The organism is Mycobacterium sp., assembly GCF_035274705.1.
In the GTDB taxonomy this organism is placed as follows: Bacteria; Actinomycetota; Actinomycetes; order Mycobacteriales; family Mycobacteriaceae; genus Mycobacterium.
In genome coordinates this window covers 14,075-32,971 of record NZ_DATENY010000101.1, presented here as the reverse complement: position 1 = coordinate 32,971, position 18,897 = coordinate 14,075, and the positions used below count along the sequence as shown (strand labels likewise).

Annotated in this window: 23 protein-coding genes; 3 read left to right on the top strand and 20 right to left on the bottom strand. The window is 64.3% G+C overall.

Features of this window, described 5'->3' with window-relative positions; all coding sequences use genetic code 11:
- Positions 1 to 5: 5 nt before the first annotated feature.
- The 12 genes from VJV41_RS21390 to rpsJ form a co-directional block, all read right to left on the bottom strand.
- The gene (locus VJV41_RS21390) at positions 6 to 1,598 is read right to left on the bottom strand and encodes a methane monooxygenase (protein WP_325337025.1); all 1,593 of its coding nucleotides are present in this window, start codon (positions 1,596 to 1,598) and stop codon (positions 6 to 8) included.
- 336 nt (positions 1,599 to 1,934) lie between these two features.
- A complete protein-coding gene (gene rpsQ, locus VJV41_RS21385; protein WP_325337024.1) occupies positions 1,935 to 2,252 on the bottom strand; it encodes a 30S ribosomal protein S17 in 318 nt (105 codons plus the stop codon).
- Complete coding sequence (rpmC, locus tag VJV41_RS21380; RefSeq protein ID WP_325337023.1) at positions 2,252 to 2,485, bottom strand: 50S ribosomal protein L29; 234 nt, start codon at positions 2,483 to 2,485, stop codon at positions 2,252 to 2,254. The genes rpsQ and rpmC overlap by 1 nt, the downstream gene beginning before the upstream one ends.
- On the bottom strand, positions 2,485 to 2,901 hold the full coding sequence (gene rplP, locus VJV41_RS21375) for a 50S ribosomal protein L16 (RefSeq protein ID WP_325337022.1): 417 nt from the start codon (positions 2,899 to 2,901) through the stop codon (positions 2,485 to 2,487). The genes rpmC and rplP overlap by 1 nt, the downstream gene beginning before the upstream one ends.
- 3 nt (positions 2,902 to 2,904) lie before the next feature.
- Entirely contained in the window at positions 2,905 to 3,762 is an 858-nt protein-coding gene (gene rpsC, locus VJV41_RS21370; protein WP_325337021.1) for a 30S ribosomal protein S3, read from the bottom strand.
- Complete coding sequence (gene rplV / locus VJV41_RS21365) at positions 3,762 to 4,346, bottom strand: 50S ribosomal protein L22 (RefSeq protein ID WP_325337020.1); 585 nt, start codon at positions 4,344 to 4,346, stop codon at positions 3,762 to 3,764. The genes rpsC and rplV overlap by 1 nt, the downstream gene beginning before the upstream one ends.
- Positions 4,343 to 4,624: a 30S ribosomal protein S19 gene (rpsS, locus tag VJV41_RS21360; protein ID WP_010908582.1), complete on the bottom strand. Its 282-nt coding sequence runs from the start codon at positions 4,622 to 4,624 to the stop codon at positions 4,343 to 4,345. The genes rplV and rpsS overlap by 4 nt, the downstream gene beginning before the upstream one ends.
- Positions 4,625 to 4,633: 9 nt before the next feature.
- Positions 4,634 to 5,476: a 50S ribosomal protein L2 gene (rplB, locus tag VJV41_RS21355; protein WP_325337019.1), complete on the bottom strand. Its 843-nt coding sequence runs from the start codon at positions 5,474 to 5,476 to the stop codon at positions 4,634 to 4,636.
- A gap of 26 nt (positions 5,477 to 5,502) precedes the next feature.
- Entirely contained in the window at positions 5,503 to 5,805 is a 303-nt protein-coding gene (gene rplW, locus VJV41_RS21350; protein ID WP_325337018.1) for a 50S ribosomal protein L23, read from the bottom strand.
- Positions 5,805 to 6,479: a 50S ribosomal protein L4 gene (gene rplD / locus VJV41_RS21345; RefSeq protein WP_325337017.1), complete on the bottom strand. Its 675-nt coding sequence runs from the start codon at positions 6,477 to 6,479 to the stop codon at positions 5,805 to 5,807. Before rplD ends, rplW begins: the two co-directional genes overlap by 1 nt.
- The gene (gene rplC / locus VJV41_RS21340) at positions 6,479 to 7,129 is read right to left on the bottom strand and encodes a 50S ribosomal protein L3 (RefSeq protein ID WP_325337016.1); all 651 of its coding nucleotides are present in this window, start codon (positions 7,127 to 7,129) and stop codon (positions 6,479 to 6,481) included. The genes rplD and rplC overlap by 1 nt, the downstream gene beginning before the upstream one ends.
- Before the next feature lie 25 nt (positions 7,130 to 7,154).
- Positions 7,155 to 7,460, bottom strand: coding sequence for a 30S ribosomal protein S10 (rpsJ, locus tag VJV41_RS21335; protein WP_003883485.1), 306 nt, complete (start codon positions 7,458 to 7,460; stop codon positions 7,155 to 7,157).
- Positions 7,461 to 7,837: 377 nt separating this feature from the next.
- Between rpsJ and VJV41_RS21330 the strand changes: the two genes are divergently transcribed.
- Entirely contained in the window at positions 7,838 to 8,287 is a 450-nt protein-coding gene (locus tag VJV41_RS21330) for a hotdog fold domain-containing protein (RefSeq protein ID WP_325337059.1), read from the top strand.
- 147 nt (positions 8,288 to 8,434) lie between these two features.
- Here VJV41_RS21330 and VJV41_RS21325 read toward each other — a convergent pair whose 3' ends face one another.
- The 4 genes from VJV41_RS21325 to VJV41_RS21310 form a co-directional block, all read right to left on the bottom strand.
- A complete protein-coding gene (locus VJV41_RS21325; protein ID WP_325337015.1) occupies positions 8,435 to 9,175 on the bottom strand; it encodes a hypothetical protein in 741 nt (246 codons plus the stop codon).
- A gap of 24 nt (positions 9,176 to 9,199) precedes the next feature.
- Positions 9,200 to 10,717: a hypothetical protein gene (locus tag VJV41_RS21320; RefSeq protein WP_325337014.1), complete on the bottom strand. Its 1,518-nt coding sequence runs from the start codon at positions 10,715 to 10,717 to the stop codon at positions 9,200 to 9,202.
- 87 nt (positions 10,718 to 10,804) lie between these two features.
- Positions 10,805 to 11,194, bottom strand: a complete 390-nt coding sequence (locus tag VJV41_RS21315; protein ID WP_325337013.1) for a nuclear transport factor 2 family protein — start codon at positions 11,192 to 11,194, stop codon at positions 10,805 to 10,807.
- A gap of 4 nt (positions 11,195 to 11,198) precedes the next feature.
- Positions 11,199 to 12,812, bottom strand: a complete 1,614-nt coding sequence (locus tag VJV41_RS21310; RefSeq protein WP_325337012.1) for a carboxylesterase/lipase family protein — start codon at positions 12,810 to 12,812, stop codon at positions 11,199 to 11,201.
- A gap of 118 nt (positions 12,813 to 12,930) precedes the next feature.
- Here VJV41_RS21310 and VJV41_RS21305 point away from each other — a divergent pair, with 118 nt between their 5' ends.
- Positions 12,931 to 14,181 (top strand): cytochrome P450, encoded by a 1,251-nt coding sequence (locus VJV41_RS21305; RefSeq protein WP_325337011.1) that lies wholly within the window; start codon positions 12,931 to 12,933, stop codon positions 14,179 to 14,181.
- On the opposite strand, the gene VJV41_RS21300 is transcribed toward VJV41_RS21305, so the two are convergent.
- The gene (locus tag VJV41_RS21300; RefSeq protein WP_414685018.1) at positions 14,174 to 14,824 is read right to left on the bottom strand and encodes a TetR/AcrR family transcriptional regulator; all 651 of its coding nucleotides are present in this window, start codon (positions 14,822 to 14,824) and stop codon (positions 14,174 to 14,176) included. The two genes, VJV41_RS21305 and VJV41_RS21300, sit on opposite strands and share 8 nt — an antisense overlap.
- A 174-nt stretch (positions 14,825 to 14,998) precedes the next feature.
- On the opposite strand from VJV41_RS21300, the gene VJV41_RS21295 reads away from it, so the two are divergent.
- On the top strand, positions 14,999 to 15,313 hold the full coding sequence (locus VJV41_RS21295; protein ID WP_325337010.1) for an aspartate/glutamate racemase family protein: 315 nt from the start codon (positions 14,999 to 15,001) through the stop codon (positions 15,311 to 15,313).
- On the opposite strand, the gene mftG is transcribed toward VJV41_RS21295, so the two are convergent.
- From mftG to mftE, 3 genes are read right to left on the bottom strand one after another with little or no spacing between them, the layout of a single operon-like run.
- Positions 15,300 to 16,733: a mycofactocin system GMC family oxidoreductase MftG gene (mftG, locus tag VJV41_RS21290; protein WP_325337009.1), complete on the bottom strand. Its 1,434-nt coding sequence runs from the start codon at positions 16,731 to 16,733 to the stop codon at positions 15,300 to 15,302. The genes VJV41_RS21295 and mftG overlap by 14 nt on opposite strands.
- 9 nt (positions 16,734 to 16,742) lie before the next feature.
- A complete protein-coding gene (mftF, locus tag VJV41_RS21285) occupies positions 16,743 to 18,155 on the bottom strand; it encodes a mycofactocin biosynthesis glycosyltransferase MftF (RefSeq protein WP_325337008.1) in 1,413 nt (470 codons plus the stop codon).
- The gene (gene mftE / locus VJV41_RS21280; protein ID WP_325337007.1) at positions 18,152 to 18,895 is read right to left on the bottom strand and encodes a mycofactocin biosynthesis peptidyl-dipeptidase MftE; all 744 of its coding nucleotides are present in this window, start codon (positions 18,893 to 18,895) and stop codon (positions 18,152 to 18,154) included. The genes mftF and mftE overlap by 4 nt, the downstream gene beginning before the upstream one ends.
- Positions 18,896 to 18,897 lie beyond the last annotated feature (2 nt).

Below are 18,897 nucleotides of genomic sequence, written 5' to 3'. Positions count from 1 at the left end.
CGGCCTCAGAACTTCTCGAAGCTGACGCCGGCGCGATGGGGATCACGCACGACGATGGCGCAGGCCGCCAGATCGTCAAGGGTCCAAAGCCGTTCGCTGTTCAGGTGAGGCTGAGCAACCAGGGTTCGCCCGTCGCTGCGCACCCCGCCGGTGGCGCGGACGATCTCCGACAACTCCCAGCCGTCGAAGATCTCGAGGAAGTTCTCACCGGTGTAGCGCTCCGACTCCTGCAGGTACATCCGCTCGCACCAGTCCGAGCACAACGCGTGCTTGCGGCCGCCGTACTCGATTATTCGGGTAGAGACGCCGGCGGGGCTGCTGTGTTGCGCCACATCCAACAGCGGCGACTGGCACACCCGGCAGATGTGGAGGACCTTGCCGAGTTCGATCAGGTGCTCGATCGGGCTGGTCCGGTTTGCCGGGTCTTCGACGCCGATCTCCTTCCAGCGGTCGAAGATCCGCCCGATCGAGGTGTACCAACCCGGATAATGCCGCTCGAACCATTCCTTGTCGGTGTCGTTCGGCAGCTCGATGCGGTAACCGATGAACGGCCATAGGGCGTAAGCGATCGCAAACGCGTCGTGATGCGCCCAATAGGCGTCGCGACTGGCATCGGCCAGGTTCCTCGGCGACTCCAGGCCGAACTTCGAGAACCGGCCCATCCAGATGCCGCCCCAGTCCTCGATCACCCAGTCGTTCCAGGTCTGCGCCCACGGTTCAGCGCGATTGACCGCGCCGTACTCGAATGTCCGCCCGACCATCGAGGAGAAGCCGCGGTGCTGGATCCAGAAGGCGTTCTCCAGATCGGTCTGCAGATACTGCATGTTGTGGTCGTTTTCGATGACCGAGACGATCGTTTGGTAGCCGTTGGCCATATGACGAAGCTCGTCAGACTGGATCGACAGAAAGACAGTCGGCGTGACCTCGTCACCGTTGGCGGCGGCCCATTCGGTCATGGCCACCACGAGTGGATTCGTGAAGCAGGCCTCCGCAACCATCTGGAGGTTCAGCGAGATCAGGACCGGGTCGCCCGAGACAAACGTCTCGCAGGCCTGTTGTCGGTTGTTCCAGAACAGCGGGTTGCCGTGGCGATGGCCCCGCGCGCCGGTGAATCCCGCCGGGTCGTAATACTGAGAAGCGAAGTACTTCTTAAGGTAGCCAAGCTGATTCGTGTGCCGAACTTCGTCCTCTACCTGTGCCAGATACCCATTGCGTTGTTCGGGCGAGACGACGGCATCCAACAGCATCGCCGAGCCGCCGATAGACGCATACTCGCCCAGCTCGAGGAAGGAGCTGACGAACTTCATCGCCTCGGCCCACCGCGGCTCGATGCGGCTGCCGGCTTGAAGCCGGGCGAGGCTGTCCAGTAGCGAACCGTACTGTCGGTCGTCCTTCTCTGTCTCCATCCGGCAGTACTCGCCGACGATCAGCTTGAACTGCTCTCGCGTCCCGCCGTCGAATTGATACTTGGTCGGGTATTTCGAGCGGCCGCCCGGAACATCCCAGCCCATGTCTTGGATCCACCGATGCACATCCTGGGCGCCCACCTTGATCTCGCGCGGGGTGGGCACCCTGATGTCGTCAGGGGTGAGGGTCATCGACGCTCCTAGCTCGGTGGGCACGTGGTGTGCCAGAGCAGAAACGTAGACGGGGCGGACGGGCCTATTAAGCGTTTGACTCGCCGTGACGCGAACGACCCCGGTGAGTCAAGAAGTTCAAAACACTCTACTGCGCGAAATACCTTGGGACGAAAACGAATTCACGCTACACCAGCATTGCACTCAGCATGAGCTGATATCTACCCCGTTGCTTCCCCTAATCGAAGAGGCTGAGGTGATTTCACTACCTGGTACGCACGCCCCAGACAATTAGGCGATCGCTCACGAACGACAAAAGCCCCCGGCCTGCCGGGGGCTTCGTCTCGCGCTAGAAGACTACTTGGCCTTCTCGAGGATCTCGACGAGCCGCCAGCGCTTGGTGGCCGACAGCGGCCGGGTCTCCATCAACGAAACCCGGTCGCCGATACCGGCGATGCTGTTCTCGTCGTGCGCCTTGACCTTCGTCGTGGTCCGGATGATCTTGCCGTACAGCGGATGACTCTTGCGGTCCTCCAGCTCGACCACGATGGTCTTCTGCATCTTGTCGCTGACGACATAGCCGATGCGCGTCTTGCGACGTCCGCGCGGCTTCTCGGCGCGCGGCGTGTGCTTCGGACCCTTCTCGCCGCTCTTGGGTTCAGTCTTGTCTGCCATTACGAATCCTCACCAGCGGGCCCGGAAGCCAGACCCAACTCACGTTCACGCAATACGGTGTACACACGCGCGATCTCCTGCCGCACCGTGCGCAGCCGCCGGTTGTTGGCGAGCTGGCCGGTGGCCATCTGGAAGCGCAGGTTGAACAGCTCTTCCTTGGACTCGCGCAGCTTGTCTTTCAACTCATCGTCGGTCAACTCGCGCAGTTCACCAGGCGAAACTCCCACTGCCATCAGAAGTGCTCCTCTCGAGTCACGATGCGCGCCTTGATCGGCAGCTTGTGGATCGCGCGGGTCAGTGCTTCTCGCGCGGTCTTCTCATCGGGGTAGCTCAGCTCGAACAGCACGCGGCCGGGCTTGACGTTGGCGATCCACCACTCCGGCGAACCCTTGCCCGAACCCATTCGGGTTTCGGCAGGCTTCTTGGTCAGCGGACGGTCCGGGAAGATGTTGATCCACACCTTGCCGCCACGCTTGATGTGCCGGTTGATCGCAATACGAGCGGACTCGATCTGCCGATTGGTGATGTAGGCGTGCTCCAGTGCCTGGATGCCGTAGTCACCGAAGCTCACCGACGTCCCGCCGCTGGCGACGCCGCGCTGCCTGGGGTGGTGTTGCTTCCGGTGCTTGACCTTGCGGGGAATCAACATGATTCAGCTCTCCGTGTTCTCCGTGGCCGGTGCTTCAGCAGCAGCGGCCTCGGTTGCGCCCGTCGCCTCAGCGACTGCCGGTGCATCTTCGGTGCCCGTGGCGGCGCGGCCGGCCTCGGTGCTCGTCGCGGTGGTACCCGACGCGCCGCTACGACGCGGGCGGGTGCCCGACGGACGCTCGCGGCGCGGACGATCCGCTCCGGCCGGAACCGCCGCGGTCGCTTCGCGCTTGCCACCGACGATGTCGCCCTTGTAGATCCACACCTTCACGCCGATACGGCCGAAGGTCGTCTTGGCCTCGTACAGGCCGTAATCGATGTCGGCGCGCAGCGTGTGCAGCGGCACCCGACCCTCGCGGTAAAACTCCGAGCGGCTCATCTCCGCGCCGCCGAGGCGGCCCGAGCACTGCACCCGGATGCCCTTGACGTTGGGCTGGCGCATCGCCGACTGGATGGCCTTGCGCATCGCGCGGCGGAACGCCACACGGTTCGAAAGCTGCTCTGCCACACCCTGAGCCACCAACTGAGCGACCGACTCGGGGTTCTTCACCTCGAGGATGTTCAGCTGCACCTGTTTCTTGGTCAGCTTCTCCAGGTCGGCACGGATGCGGTCGGCCTCGGTACCGCGGCGGCCGATGACGATGCCCGGCCGGGCGGTGTGGATATCAACTCGAACCCGGTCACGGGTGCGCTCGATCTCCACGTCGGCGATGCCGGCGCGCTCAAGACCAGTCGCCAGCAGCCGACGGATCGCCACGTCTTCCTTGACGTAGTCCTTGTACTGCTTGTCGGCGTACCACCGGGACTTCCAGTCGGTGGTGATACCGAGCCGGAAGCCGTGGGGATTGATTTTCTGGCCCACTACTCCGAGCCCTCCTTCGCTTCGTCAGAAGCTTCAGTCTTCTTGGCGGCCGCCTTTTTGGCGGGAGCCTTCTTAGCCGGTGCCTTCTTGGCCGGAGCTTTTTCAGCGGTTGCGGTCTCGGCGGTCGCCTTGGTCGTCGGAGCTTTCTCGGCCGCGGCGGCCTTGCTGCCCTGCGCGCGACGGGCGCGGGCGGTGCTGGCCGAACCCTGACCGGCACGCTCTTGCCGGCTCGGCCTGCTTTCTACGATCACCGTGATGTGGCTGGTGCGCTTGCGGATTCGGAACGCACGCCCCTGGGCGCGCGGCCGGATGCGCTTGGCAGTCGGGCCCTCGTCGGCGTAGACGGTGGCCACGACGAGGGTCGACGGGTCAAGACCCTCGTTGTTCTGCGCATTGGCTGCGGCGCTGGCGATCACCTTGGCGACCGGCTCGCTCGCCGACTGCGGTGCCCACCGCAGGATGTTCAGCGCGTCTTCCACGCTCTTGCCGCGCACCAGGTCGATGACCCGGCGCGCCTTGGTCGCCGAAACACGCACGAAGCGTGCCTTCGCGACCGCAGACGGATATTCAGTCGTAACAGTCATCGCCGCTTGGCCTTCCGGTCATCCTTGATGTGACCCTTGAATGTGCGCGTGGGGGCGAACTCACCGAGCTTGTGCCCGACCATCGCCTCGGTGACGAACACCGGGACATGCTTGCGGCCGTCGTGGACCGCGAAGGTGTGCCCGATGAAGTCGGGGATGATGGTCGAACGACGCGACCAGGTCTTGATGACCTGCTTGGTGTTCTTCTCGTTCTGGACGTCGACCTTCTTGAGCAGATGGTCGTCGACGAACGGACCCTTCTTAAGGCTGCGTGGCATCGGCTACTCCTACCGGTGGTGCTTCTTGCCGGTACGCCGGCGTCGGACGATGAGGTTGTCGCTTGGCTTGTGCTTCTTGCGGGTGCGACCCTCGGGCTTACCCCACGGGCTGACCGGGTGACGGCCACCGGAGGTCTTGCCCTCGCCGCCGCCGTGCGGGTGGTCAACCGGGTTCATCACGACACCGCGGACGGTGGGGCGCTTGCCCTTCCACCGCATACGGCCGGCCTTACCCCAGTTGATGTTGGCCTGCTCGGCGTTGCCGACCTCACCGACCGTCGCGCGGCAGCGCACGTCGACGCGGCGGATCTCACCGGAGGGCATACGCAGCGAGGCGTAGGCGCCTTCCTTACCAAGCAGCTGGATGCTCGAGCCCGCCGACCGGGCCAGCTTCGCACCGCCGCCGGGCCGCAGCTCGACCGCGTGGATCACGGTGCCTGCCGGGATGTTGCGCAGCGGCAGGTTGTTACCGGGCTTGATGTCGGCGTTGGCGCCGGACTCCACGATGTGCCCCTGCAAAAGCCCCTGCGGCGCAATGATGTAGCGCTTCTCGCCGTCGAGGTAGTGCAGCAGCGCGATGTTCGCGGTGCGGTTGGGGTCGTACTCGATCTGCGCGACCTTGGCGTTGACGCCGTCCTTGTCGTTGCGACGGAAGTCGATCACGCGGTACGCACGCTTGTGGCCACCGCCCTTGTGCCGGGTGGTGATTCGGCCGTGCGCGTTGCGGCCGCCCTTTCCGTGCAGCGGACGAACCAGCGACTTCTCCGGATGGTCTCGAGTGATCTCGGCGAAATCGGAGACGCTGGCACCGCGACGACCCGGAGTCGTCGGCTTGTACTTGCGAATTCCCATGAGTGTCTAGGTCTCTCTCTATCCGGCTAGGCCGGTGCTCCGAACAGGTCGATCGGCTTGCTGCCCGCGGCCAGCGTGACGATGGCGCGCTTGGTGTTCTTGCGCTTGCCGTAGCCGGCGCGGGTGCGCTTGCGCTTGCCCTGCCGGTTGGCGGTGTTCACCGAGTCGACCTTGACGTTGAAGATCTTCTCGATCGCGATCTTGATCTGCGTCTTGTTCGAATCGGGGTGCACGACGAACGTGTACACGTTGTCCTCGATCAGCCCATAGGACTTCTCCGAGATGACCGGGGACAGGATGATGTCGCGGGGGTCAGTGACGGTCGCCATCAGGCCGAAACCTCCACAGTGTTTTCTTTGGCACTTGGTGTTGCTGCCTCGATATAGGCATTCAGCGCCTCGACGCTGAACACCACGTCGTCGGCCTTCAGCACGTCGTAGGTGTTGAGCTGGTCGGGCGAAAGCACATGCACGCCAGGCAGATTGCGCACCGACAGCGCGCCGGCCTCGTCGCTGCGGCCGATTACCACCAGCACCTGCTTGCGCTCGGTCAGCGTGGCCAGAAACGCCTTGGCGGTCTTGGTCGACGGGGTCTGCCCCTCCACCAGCTCGGTGACGGCGTGGATACGGTCGTTACGCGCCCGGTCCGACAGCGCCCCGCGCAGCGCGGCGGCGATCATCTTCTTCGGCGTGCGCTGGCTGTAGTCGCGCGGCTTCGGGCCGTGCACGACGCCACCGCCGGTGAACTGCGGCGCACGCGTCGAACCCTGGCGCGCGCGGCCGGTGCCCTTCTGGCGGTACGGCTTCTTGCCGCCGCCGCGGACCTCGCCACGCGTCTTGGTCGAATGCGTGCCCTGCCGGCCCGCGGCCTGCTGCGCAGTCACCACCTGGTGCATCAGCGCGATGTTGGGCTCAACGTCGAACAGCTCGGCGGGCAGCTCCACGGAGCCGTCCTTCTTGCCAGCCGGCGTGTGGACGTCAATTTTGAGTGTCTTGGCAGCCATTACTTCTCGCCTCGCTTGATTGCGCTGCGGACCATCACCAGTCCACCGTTGCGTCCGGGGATGGCACCCTTGATCAGCAGCACGCCATTGTCGGCATCGACCTTGTGCACCACCAGGTTCTGGGTCGTCACACGGTCATTGCCCATCCGGCCCGACATGCGGGTGCCCTTGAACACCCGGCCCGGGGTGGCGCAGCCGCCGATGGAACCGGGACGGCGGTGCACCGCCTGAGCGCCGTGGCTGGCGCCCTGGCCTTTGAAGCCGTGCCGCTTCATCGTGCCCGCGAAGCCCTTGCCCTTCGAAGTGCCGGTCACGTCGACGTAGGCGCCGTCGGCGAAGATCTCGGCGGTCAGCTCCTGGCCGACCTCGTACTCGGCGGCGGCCTCATCGTCGAGCCGAAACTCGGCGAGGTGGCGGCGCGGGTTGACGCCGACGGCGGTGTACTGCCCCGTCAGCGGCTTGTTCACCTTGCGCGGGCTGATCTCGCCGTAGGCGAGCTGCACGGCCGAATAACCGTCGCGCTCAGCAGTGCGGATGCGGGTCACCACGTTCGGGCCAGCCTTGACGACGGTCACCGGGACGACCCGGTTGTTCTCGTCGAACACCTGCGTCATGCCCAGCTTGGTGCCCAGAATGCCTTTTCGTGCCATTTCTAAGGAACTCCTACTGGGATTTCTATTGGATGTTGACGTCGACACTCGCCGGCAGATCGATGCGCATCAAGGCGTCAACGGTCTTCGGCGTTGGGTCGAGGATGTCGATCAGCCGCTTGTGCGTGCGCATCTCGAAGTGCTCCCGCGAGTCCTTGTACTTATGCGGGGACCGGATGACGCAGTACACGTTCTTCTCGGTCGGCAGCGGCACAGGGCCAACCACGCTGGCGCCGGTACGGGTGACCGTCTCCACGATCTTGCGTGCCGAGGCGTCAATCGCCTCGTGGTCGTAGGCCTTGAGCCTGATGCGGATCTTCTGTCCCGCCACGCTTCTCCTACCTCACTCCTACCTATGGGCCCAGTTGGGAAAATCCCGGTCGGGCCGCTTCCGTCCGGCGCACTTGCTTCGCGCTGGTATGCCGCCGCTGTTTATCTGTCTGTGGTCCACCGGTCCACGCGGTCGGGTGTGTCGCCCGTACGCACACTCAGCCGCGGCAGAAATCGTCGCGATCGAAGTGGGGACCGGATGCGTCCGTTAAGACGCTGGTCGTATGCCCCGGCGAGGCGCGAACCCGGCTCAAGGCAACCCGAACAGTATGCCCTAGATGTGGGGCCTCATCCAAATCCCTGGCCAAGGAGACCCACGGGCTTCCTTACTCCAGAGTAAGGTTGGCTGGCGTGGCGGGTTCGACCAGCACATATCGTATGTGGAAACGCCTCGCCGAGCGGCCGGGCGGCAGCCGCTTGTTCTCGGTCGCGGCGATGGTGCGGGTGCCCTATTTCGCGTCGATCGTGCCCCACGTGGTCGGCATGGAGCCGGGGTTCGCCGAAGTCGAGGTGCCGAAGTGGTTCTTCCTGTACAACCATCTGCGCACCGTGCACGCGATCGCCTCGTGCAACGCCGCCGAGATGGCGATGGGGATGCTGATGGAGGCCACCGTGCCGACGACCCATCGCTGGATCCCCAAGGCGATGAATGTGCAGTACTTAGAGAAGGCGACGACGTCCCTGCGGGCGCAGGCGCGGCTGGACCCGCCGGACTTCGATGCGATCACCGATGGCACGGAGGTTGTCGTGCCGGTCAGCGTCCGCGACCGCAACGGCGTCGAGGTCGTGCACGCCGACATCACGTGCTGGGTGACTCCGGCCCATTGACCGCCGAAACCGCGGCTATATCGCGATTCGTCGCAAAATTGCCATCTCCCCGCAGCTTGTTGCGCCTCGCGCGGCATTGGTGGCTCTGAGGATTTCAGTCAGCTACGGAGAACTCTCAACCTGATCGCGACACAGTTCTGGGTTGGGCTACGAGTTGAGAAGATCGTCGATTCCTGGCCGCCGCAGAGGGCTTATACCTCGGTCGTCCTCTCCGCGCACCGGCACCACACTCGGCCTCCCGAGTAAGGGATCACGAACTTTGACGCATGAGTACAGCGGGCGCAGGTTATCCGCCGCGATGACGTGGACGATCCGACCGCTTGACGAAGCAACTGTTAGGCCAAGGTTGGGATCGGCCAATAGCAGCGTGCCGAGAGGCAGCGTCGCTGCACTCGCCTTCAGGACGATCTTCGACACCGTATCCTGCGAGACCAGGACCGTCGCAGAATGCGCGGTGTAGACGGTGTCCACAACAAGCCATTCCGCCTGCCAAGCACCCTTCTTGTACGACTGGAGCAGGGCGGCTGCCAGCGCCATGCGATCTGAGATCTCCATCTGTCGCATCGCCATGGCTTCGAAGACATATCCGCCCTCGCTCGCGAACTCGATCGAAACCTCGCCGCTCACCACCGGAACGGCGGTGGCCGCACCCGCCGAGATGCCGCTGCTTCGCTTCGCCGACGCCGAGTAGCTGACGTTCTCGGGCGCTCCTTCGCGCACGTCCACGTCAACAATTCCGAGTTCCTTCAGCGAGCCAATACGCCGAAAACGACCCGCTTCGAGGACCCCGATGTCCCCAAGTTCGATGGCACTCGACGGTAGCCATGTCGCGAAAAACCCCATGTTCTTGTGCATCTCGCGCTGGTAAAGCTGTACGGGGCTGGCCATGTTGATCCTTCCAAGGGTCTGGCTTTAACTCGTTTGACGGCGCAACTGGCGAACGTCGATGAAGTGCTGTAGCTCGATGGCGTCCCCCAACAACAGCCTTTCCGCGGCTAGCTTTGCGGTGCGGTAGTCGAGCATGTACTTGCCCTCTAGGCGCTCGATTTCGGTTTCGGCAGCTACCGTTCGTCCGCGGACTTCGACTGCCCCGGTGGTTTCGAAGAGAACTATTTCGCCACGTTTCAACGCTCCGCGGACATCCCCGAGAGTGGGCACGTCATCCCAAGGCACGTGGTCTGGCGCGAGATAACCGCTCAGTGCATGTGCGCCAAAATCCGAGCGGGTGACGACAACGATGGGCTTCTCGTGTGCCGCCTCCAACAGCGACGCGAACATGCACGCGAAGTCGAGGCAGGTCCCGCAGTTGAGTGTGTCAAGTTCATTGGGAGGGCGAATCCGCTGCGCGACAGGCCGACTCAATGCCGGCTCGAATGTGTAGTAGAAGCGGTCCATCTTGATGCGGTCGTAGAGCCCACGACACACCTCATCGCTGTGAACTCGGCTCTCCGCAGTGCTGTTGATGCCACGCAGCACACCAGTAACCCGATCGCTCACATACGGGTTGTCGGGATGTATATGCGCGACGAGGGCAGGCCCATTAGTTGGATCCCAGACTTGACCATTCGTTTTCGGGGTGGCAAGTCGCTCGAGATCGCTCTCACTCATGGGGTTCTCGAAGACGCTTAGGTAGTTGTCGAAGACCTTGCGGAACTGCGGCTCGAGTTCGGCTGGAGATCTCCAGCGAACGACACCCGAAAGCTCCGGCTCAGAGCTGGTGGCGGCGGGATCGTGCCGCAGGCGCACCGACGGTACACAATGCGCATGTGCCATCGCCATGTACAGGTCGGAATGCGAAAGAACGTCGCCCAACACAAAGACGCAGAGCTCGGAATCGAGGATCGACTCAAACGCCTCGATGTCGTCGAAGGCCTCATCCATACCCGCCGCATACCTGACGGTCGGCGCGTAGTCCTCCTTGCGAAGAATTGCGGCGACGTGACTTGCGGCATCCCTCAGTTGTGGATCGTTCCCAGCAATGACGGTCGCCCGGCGCCTTTCATATCTGCGTTGCGCGCGGACAGCGCTCCCGACATATTTGCGGAATCCGTCGATAGCCTTGACATGACGGATGCGCTCGGTTTCGGGCTCACCATGAAAGAACGGAACAGCCCACGGGGGAAATTCCGACGGGAACTCGGTCAGCAGTTGGCCGTCGACGAACAGAATTCGCGGACCGCGCGATCGCCGCGCGAGCATTAGCTCACGTGCGATGTACGGCGAGTAGGTGACCGACTCGTCGGCTGCGATCCGGCGCGGGATGATGGAGACAAAGCCATCCGTCTCGAACAGATAACGCTCAAGCTTGGCAGTGCACCAGACATCAGTCTTTTGATCGGCGCGCAGCGTTATACCAGCGTCCGAGAACAACTCCGAGAAGTATGCGTTGACAGGAACATCTCGGTAGCTGTGGCTGAAGTAGGCCTCCATGTGCACATTCGCGACTGAACCAATAGATTGAGCGAATATAGCTCAACACCATCGCGGCAAGTGGCCCTTTGCAGACCTAGAGCACCATTAATCAGCTTCCCACATCGGGCCCAACGCCGTTTGCTCCAGGTACGTGCCGTGGCCCTCACGAACCAGGCCCTGCGGATCGAACGTGAGCACCTCGTTGACCAGCCCGCCACGCTCGTTTCGGTAGTTGATGACCAATGTCGACTCGCCGCGGTAGACGCCGACGACGTCGAAGTACAAGCCCGGCAGCATCTTCAACGCCGTCGTCCAGTACTCGCGCAACGCGGCTTTGCCCCGCACGACTCCCCCGCTCTCCGGTACGACGCGTGCGGCCACCGGCGAGGTGAACACGACGTCGTCGCCGAAGTGCTCGAGCACCGCCTCGACATCGTGGGCGTTCCACGCCCGAACCCATGTGTCGGCGAACGACTGAGGATCGGGAGTCGGCATGGGGTCAGCCTTTCAGCCCGGCCCAGAACGGGCATTGATGCGCCTGCTCGACGTCGGTGACGACACGGCTGCCATCCGGCTGCAGCGACATGAACTTGCCCGCCGCCGAGTCGCCGCCGAGTTCGGGCCACTCCGGTTGGCCGTCGGCGCGCGGGGCGCCCTTGGCCACGAACTGGCTCCAGTAGTCGATCATCTGCTCCGACAGCTTCTGTTGTGCCGGATCGAGCGGCGGCGCACCCCCGATGTCGAACAGATAGCGCAGCTCCAACGAATGGCTTGCACCGACCGGGAACGCCACGTGGCGCAGCGGGTCAGGGGCCGGCGCGCCACGGTCGTTGAACTCGTAGGCGTACACCGGTTCGTCCCGCGCGAACATGTCGGCCATCCGATCGGCTACACAAGCGAACACGCCGTCGGTCACAGTCGCCGAATAAGCAAGGGACACATTGTCATAGCGGGGCAGCGGGTAATGCGCCTCGACCGCATCCGCGTTGGCGCCGAACGTCTCGGCCAACAACTGTGGGTACTGGTCGGCCGTGTACTCACGCCCCCGCAGTGTCTGCAGCGCCACGAACAACGTGAACTCGTCGCGGTTGGTTCCGATCATCACCGGCACCCTGGCCGCGCGTGCGTCGGCGATCGCGGTGATCGGGTCCACCGGCAGTGCCTTGGTCCCGGTGACCGGACCGGACAGCGAATCTTCGCCGACGCGGTAGTACCAGACCGGCGTTCGTAGCTTGTCCGCCGGTAAACCACGTAGGCACTGCGCCGCGGATTGCGGATCGCCGCAACCTAATTCGGCCGCATAGTCCAGACTGTTCTTCTCCGCGACCGGCAGGGCGACCTGCGCCTGGCAGGGCCCGCTCTGGATGATCGCCGCGCTGAACAATCCCGCGGAGTCGGGTGCGACGAGGTGGTCGCATACCGACATGCCGCCGGCGGACTCTCCGGCAACCGTCACCTTGTCGGGATCGCCGCCAAAGTTTGCGATGTTGTCGCGCACCCAGCGCAGCGCGGCCTGCTGGTCTGCAAGGCCGTAGTTTCCGACGTCACCAGGCGGCCCGAGCGCCGGATGCGCCAGAAACCCCAGCGCACCCAGCCGGTAGTTGAGGGTGACGACGACTATGTCTCCCCGGTTCGCAAGCCAGCGCGCGTCATAGACGCCGCCGCTGCCGTTGACGAAGGCGCCGCCGTGGATCCACACCATCACCGGCCTGTGCTCCCCGCCGGCCGGCGGGGTCCACACGTTGAGGGTCAGGCAGTCCTCGTCAGTCTGGCGGCCGAACTCCAGATCACCGCTGGGGTCCTGCATGCAGCGCGGCCCGAAGCGGGTGGCATCACGTACTCCCTGCCAGGGCAGAGCGGGAGCGGGCGGCTGCCACCGCAACGGCCCGACCGGTGGTGCGGCATAAGGGATTCCCGCGAACAGGCGGTGATCCGGTGCGACGACGCCATGCAGCGCGCCCTCTGCGGTCTGCACCACCGCGGGATCGGCCGGGTGCGGCAGAGCCTTGTGTGGCGGCGCGCCGTCGCCGCGGCCGCATCCGACTGCCAGCACCACACTGAAGATGAGCGCCACCACGGAACGGCCGAGACGTCGAACCGATGGGGGGAGCACGAGGTTCGAGCCTAGTGGCACAGGATGCACCGATTTCTTCCCTCGAGCGGTCGTCGTCACATACACTTCGAATTTGACACCCGTCAAGTTCCGCCGCCGCCCGCAGTGAGGAGCCCAAATGAGCACGCCGACGATGGATGACGCCGCAAAGATCCTGGCCGATCCGACGGCCTACGCCGACGACACACGGCTACATGCGGCGCTGAGCCATCTGCGGGCGCACAACCCGGTCGCATGGGTGGACAACCCGCCCTACCGGCCGTTCTGGGCGATCACCAAGCACGCCGACATCATGGCCATCGAGCGCGATAACACCTTGTGGATCAACGAGCCGCGACCGCTGCTGGCCACCGCGGAAGCCGACGACATGGCCCAGGAAATGCTGGCGGCCGGCGGCGGCCTGCGCACGTTGATTCACATGGACGATCCGCAGCATCGCGCCGTGCGGGCCATTGGCGCGGACTGGTTCCGGCCAAAAGCCATGCGCGATTTGAAGATCCGGGTCGACGAGCTCGCGAAGATGTACGTCGACAAGATGCGCGACTCTGACGGCGAATGCGACTTCGTCCAGGAGGTCGCAGTGAATTACCCACTGTACGTGATTCTTTCGCTGCTCGGGCTGCCCGAATCGGATTTTCCTCGGATGCTCAAGCTCACCCAGGAATTGTTCGGCGGCGACGAAGAGGAGTACAAGCGCGGCACGACTCTCGAAGACCAGAACGCGGTGCTGCTCGATTTCTTCACCTATTTCACCTCGCTGACCGCCTCACGCCGGGAACACCCGACCGAAGACCTGGCATCGGCGATCGCCAATGCCCGAATCGACGGACAACCGCTGTCCGATCTCGAAACCATGTCCTACTACGTCATCATCGCCACCGCCGGCCACGACACCACAAGTGCCACGATCGCCGGAGGGTTACGCGCGCTCATCGACAATCAGGGCGAGTTGCAGCGGCTACAGGAAAACCCACGGTCGATGGGAACCGCGACCGAGGAGATGATCCGCTGGGTAACCCCGGTCAAGGAGTTCATGCGAACAGCGACTGCGGATACCGAGGTGCGAGGGGTTCCGATCGCCAAGGGCGAATCCGTATATCTGGCTTATGTTTCCGGTAACCGCGATGAAGAAGCCTTCGACGATCCGTTCCGATTCGACGTGAGCCGTGATCCCAACAAGCACGTCGCGTTCGGCTACGGTGTGCACTTCTGCCTGGGCGCGGCGCTCGCCAGAATGGAGATCAGCAGCTTCTTCTCCGAGCTGATACCCCGGCTGGAGTCCATCGAACTGGCGGGGACACCCCAACTTGCAGCGACGACGTTCGTCGGCGGGCTCAAGCACCTGCCGATTCGCTACTCCGTCAAGTGATTTCCGGTTCCTTCGCGAAGCATTTCAGAAACCCGTTGACCGCGGCGATCGCAACGCCCTGGTAGTCGAACTCAGTCAGCGTGCTGAGCCTGCCGAACGCCAGCGGACCGATCAGCAACGCGAAAGCCATTGCCCGGTCGACAGGTTTGAGCTCGGCGGCGGCCTGAGGACTATCGAAGATCGCGTCGAACGGCGCGGAATACTGCTCGGCGATGCGCGCGCGCAGGGAGCGCACCTCCGGACTGCCGGTCTCGGTCTGACACACAGCTGGCACGTGGCTGATGTCCGGCCCCAGCGAGAGCCACGCCATAGCCGTGAGCGTCGTGGGTGCTTCGGCGATCGACTCCGCCCACGCCACCACGGTCGCGTTGAGCCGCTCCCGTAGCGACCCGTCCTCAGGCGGCATAGGCGCCGGTGGAATCAGACTCATGAACGCCGCCGCCACCAAGTCGTTGGCGCTTGAGAAATGGCGATACAGGGTGGCCCGCGCCACGTTGGCGCTGCGGGTGACCGCATCGATCGTGACCGCACCAGGACCACCCGATCTCAACAGCGTTGTCGCGGCGTCGAGCAGACGAGCCCGCGAACGGGCCGGCCGCGGGTCACTACTCACCGGGCCCACGGGCGAGCTGGGGACGGCCATCGTTTACATCACCTCCAACGCGGGAACAAGACTGTCGGTCTCGGACCAAGATTATTAGTCTCAAAAGTATTCCACCGAAGGAGAGCGACGACCATGGTCGATGCCCTCGCCCGGTCTGCTCAGGATATCGACGCCAGCGTCAAGAACTTGTCGCCACGCGCGCGGATCTGATTGTTGACTGTCGCCGCGGCGCACTGCTCGCCGGCCTGGCAGCTCGCGAAGGCCTACACGCCGACACAGTGTCTTGGCGTCTACGCCTGCGATATTCCTGTGTTGCGGATCGCCGCCGATCCGACCATCGTCGAACCGATCAGCGAGTTGTGCGAGCATGCCCTCGAGACGGATGGGAGCCGTTCAATAGTGTTGGGCTGTGCCGCAATGGCGCGGTTCGCCGAACCACTCGGCCGGCAGTTGAGCGTCCCGGTGATCGACGGCGTGGTCGCGGCGACGGTCCTCGCGGAAGCGCTGGTCACACTCACGGCGCAATGAACTCCGCGGCTCGGTGCCCGACCATCACGATCGTGGCATGCGGTCCGCGGCTCGTGATCATCGGCAGCACCGATCCGTCGACAACCCAGAGTCCGTCGACGCCGTGGACCTGGCATTGTGGGTCGACGACGGCAGCCGGATCGTCGCCACCACCCATCGGGGCCGTGCCGGACAAGTGCTGCGAGGTTGACCACGAGGTCTCCCCTACTTCGGCTGTCAGACCGGCCAATTCACGTGCCAGCTCGGAACCTGCTCGCAGTCTCGCGATGTCGTCGGGTTCGCTGTCGTAGCGATGCTCGATGACGGGTGATGCTTCGGCGTCGCCGGACATGACTGTTATGCGGCCGCGGGACTTGGGTTGCATCAATGCCACCCCGATGTGCGGGCGGTCTGCGGGGTCATCGTGGCGGCCACGAATCATCGCACCGAATCCCGCAGTGTAGGGCCGGATTTCAAGCCCGTCGGCGGTGGTGAGCACCGCTTCCAGAGGCGGCAACCCGTGGCTGGCGGACCAATTCACCGGCAACACCCACTCAGGATGGTCGATGAACGCCGCGCCGACGGGGAGATCCACCGTTACGGGAATGTCCGCAGAGACCAGCACGTCGTACGGGCCCACCCCGGAGAGCATCAACAGGTGAGCCGATCCAATTGCTCCGCAGCACAGTACGATCCGATCCGCCGTCAAGTCGACGGCACCGTCGGGTCCGGCGCACGCTACGCCAACGGCTCGGCCCGCCACTATCCGGACGCGGCGCACGCGGGTGCTTGTCAGCAAGGTCAGGTTGGCACGATCCATCACCGGCTGCAGGTACGCGCCGCCCGGGCCAACCCTGGTGCCGCCGTTGATGTTGAGCGGAACCGCTCCGATTCCGGGTGACAATGGTGCGTCCGGTGTGGCACCGTTGAGATCGCTGATCCAATCGTGGCCGGCGTCTGTAACCGCCCGCACGAACGAGGCTGTGCAACCGTCGAATTCGGCGACGCGGCGCACCATGATCGGACCGTCGGACCCGTGAATCAGGTTGTCGAAGTCGAGGTCGGTCTCTATCGCGCGGAAGTGCGGAAGGACGTCATCCCACGTCCATCCCGCCAGTCCCCAACTGTCGAAATCCGAGGGGAGCCCCCGACAGAAGTAGCCCCCGTTGACCGCACCCGATCCTCCGACCACTGCGCCGCGCATCAGTTGCGCGCGCCTTTCGGGGTCTTCTGTGAGCAGAGTCGGGTAGCGGCGCACGACCGAGCTGGCCTCGCCGATCGGCAGCCGCAGGCCGTCACTGATCTGCGCACCCACCCGAGGATCCGATGGGCCGGGGCCTGCTTCGACAACCGTCACCTGGCATCCGGGATCAGCGGAAAGGCGTTCGGCCAGAACGGATCCTGCGCTGCCGGCTCCGACGATCAGCACATCGCTATGCAAGGCACCGCATCAGGTCCGGATCTGGGGCTTCAGTGCGCCCAGGTGTCGCTCACGCACCACGCCGGTCCAAAGCCCCGCGCCGTATGCGATGTCATCGAGCCGTTTGAGCAGGACGTAGGTGAGCAGGCCGACACGTTTGGTGTCCTCTTCGGCGTTGCCGTTGCGGGTGATCCAATCCACCACCCCGTCGATAACGGCCGCGACCAGGGCCACGTGGCGACATCGGCGAGATATCACCGCCGCAATTAGGGCGATCGGCCAGTAGTGCCTGCAGATTGCCGACGCGAGCTGAAGCGCGGCCGACCACAGGCCGTGCGCGGCCACCACCGCCACTTCCTTGGGTTCGGTCTCGACCGCGCTCAGCGACTTGGCAATGCGACGGCCGGTTAGTGTGGCCACGATCATCGACGCGAAGTAGCCGACGCCCGAGCCCATTGCAAACAGGATCCATACCACAAGCGTCCAGCCCGAGATCACCAGCGGAGCGGTTTTGCCAGGGTGCCGGATCGACAGCGGAGCGGCCGACTCTCCGTAGAACGTCTTGCGTGCCAACCAATCTCGCAGCTGCGTACGGTGGTCGTGAGCGACCAGAGCGATGGGTTCATAGCGCAGCCGGGCGCCGGCCTCGATGAACCGCCAGCACAGATCGACGTCTTCGCCGGACTTGAGCGTCTCGTCGAATCCGCCGACCTCCGTGAGCACCGCGCGGCGGCAGATGATGGCCGCGCTGGGCACGTAGGAGACGGTCCCGTAGGGCACCACCGGGGCCTCGCGCAGACCCAGGTCGAGCGACGACCGCACAGCCTCGTAGCGGGCCACCGGGTTGTCGGCCTGCGGCATTCCTACGATGCGGGGTGCGACCAGTGCCACCGCGGGGTCGCAGAAGTGACCGAGTAGCGCTTCAAGCCAACCGCGCCGCGGCACCACATCGGAGTCGAGGAACGCCACGAAGTCGGTGTTGCATGCGGCCAGGCCGGTGTTGCGAGCAGCGGCAGGCCCCTTACTGCGCTGGTGGCGCAGCACCGAAACGTCGCCGTGCATCCCCGCGAAGTCGCTCTCCTGCACCGGAGTGGTCGAGCCGTCATCCACCACGACGATCCGCATGCCACGCAACGTCGCCACTAAGCGTAGAAGACCAAAAACGTTGTCCCGCACCGGAATAACGACCGTCACATCGCGATGCGAGGGGCCGGTGGCTGGCCGCGGATGGGCGACGGTGGCATCGAGCAACGCGCGTGCCAGCTGTGCGCTGACCGCGTCGTGCACTTCGAGCCGTCCGCCGTTGAGCATGGTCTGAGCGGCGGGAGCCAGCCGTAGCAGCCGGGTCGGTGATCCGCCCAGCAAGGCAGCGCCCTCGCCGAGCACCTTCACCCGGCGATCCACCTGAACGGCGAACCCATCCGGCAGCCGCGGCCCTGTCATGTCAACATCCCGTCGCGGTCGGGTACCCAGCGCGTAACGCGCCGCAAACATTTGTCGACCATCTCGACAAAGATGCGCTCACCTTCGTCGGCGGTTGCCGTGGTCGGGTCACCCAGTACTCCGAGTTCGCTGACCGCGGCCACACCGCCGCTACGCATCTGCGGCAGCAATTGCGCTAGCGGCGCGCTGTTGCCGGGTTGACGTTCGTCAGCCCACACGTCGGTCGGCGAAATATGTAGCAATACAGATGTTTCGGTGTGGCCGGCGTGTGCATCGGCGTTTTCCGCGCTGCACGAACACCAGCCGACGTCGCGCCCCTCATACCGAAGCAAAGCCGCAGCCGCGGCCAATGCCTCGATGTTGCCGCCGTGGCCGTTGACGAAGACAAGGCGAGATGCCCATTTCGATGCCGACCGCCCATACTCCACCAGCAAAAGACGCAGCGCGGACGTCCCGATCGAGATGGTGCCGGCGAAGCCCTCGTGCTCTCCGCTCGCGCCGTAGCCGATCGCCGGCGCCAGCATCCAGTTGGATTCATTCCGGTCCGTGAGCCGTTCACGAAGCGCGCGGGCAACCGCCGTCGCAATGCGGGTATCGGTGTCCAGCGGCAGGTGGGGTCCATGCTGTTCGACAGAACCGACCGGGATGATCAACGCGGGTGACGTGCTGTGCAGCTGTCTCGACGTTGAGTTCCCGAGCTCGCTGGGGAAAGCCACCCGCCGATGGTAGGCCGAATTCACCT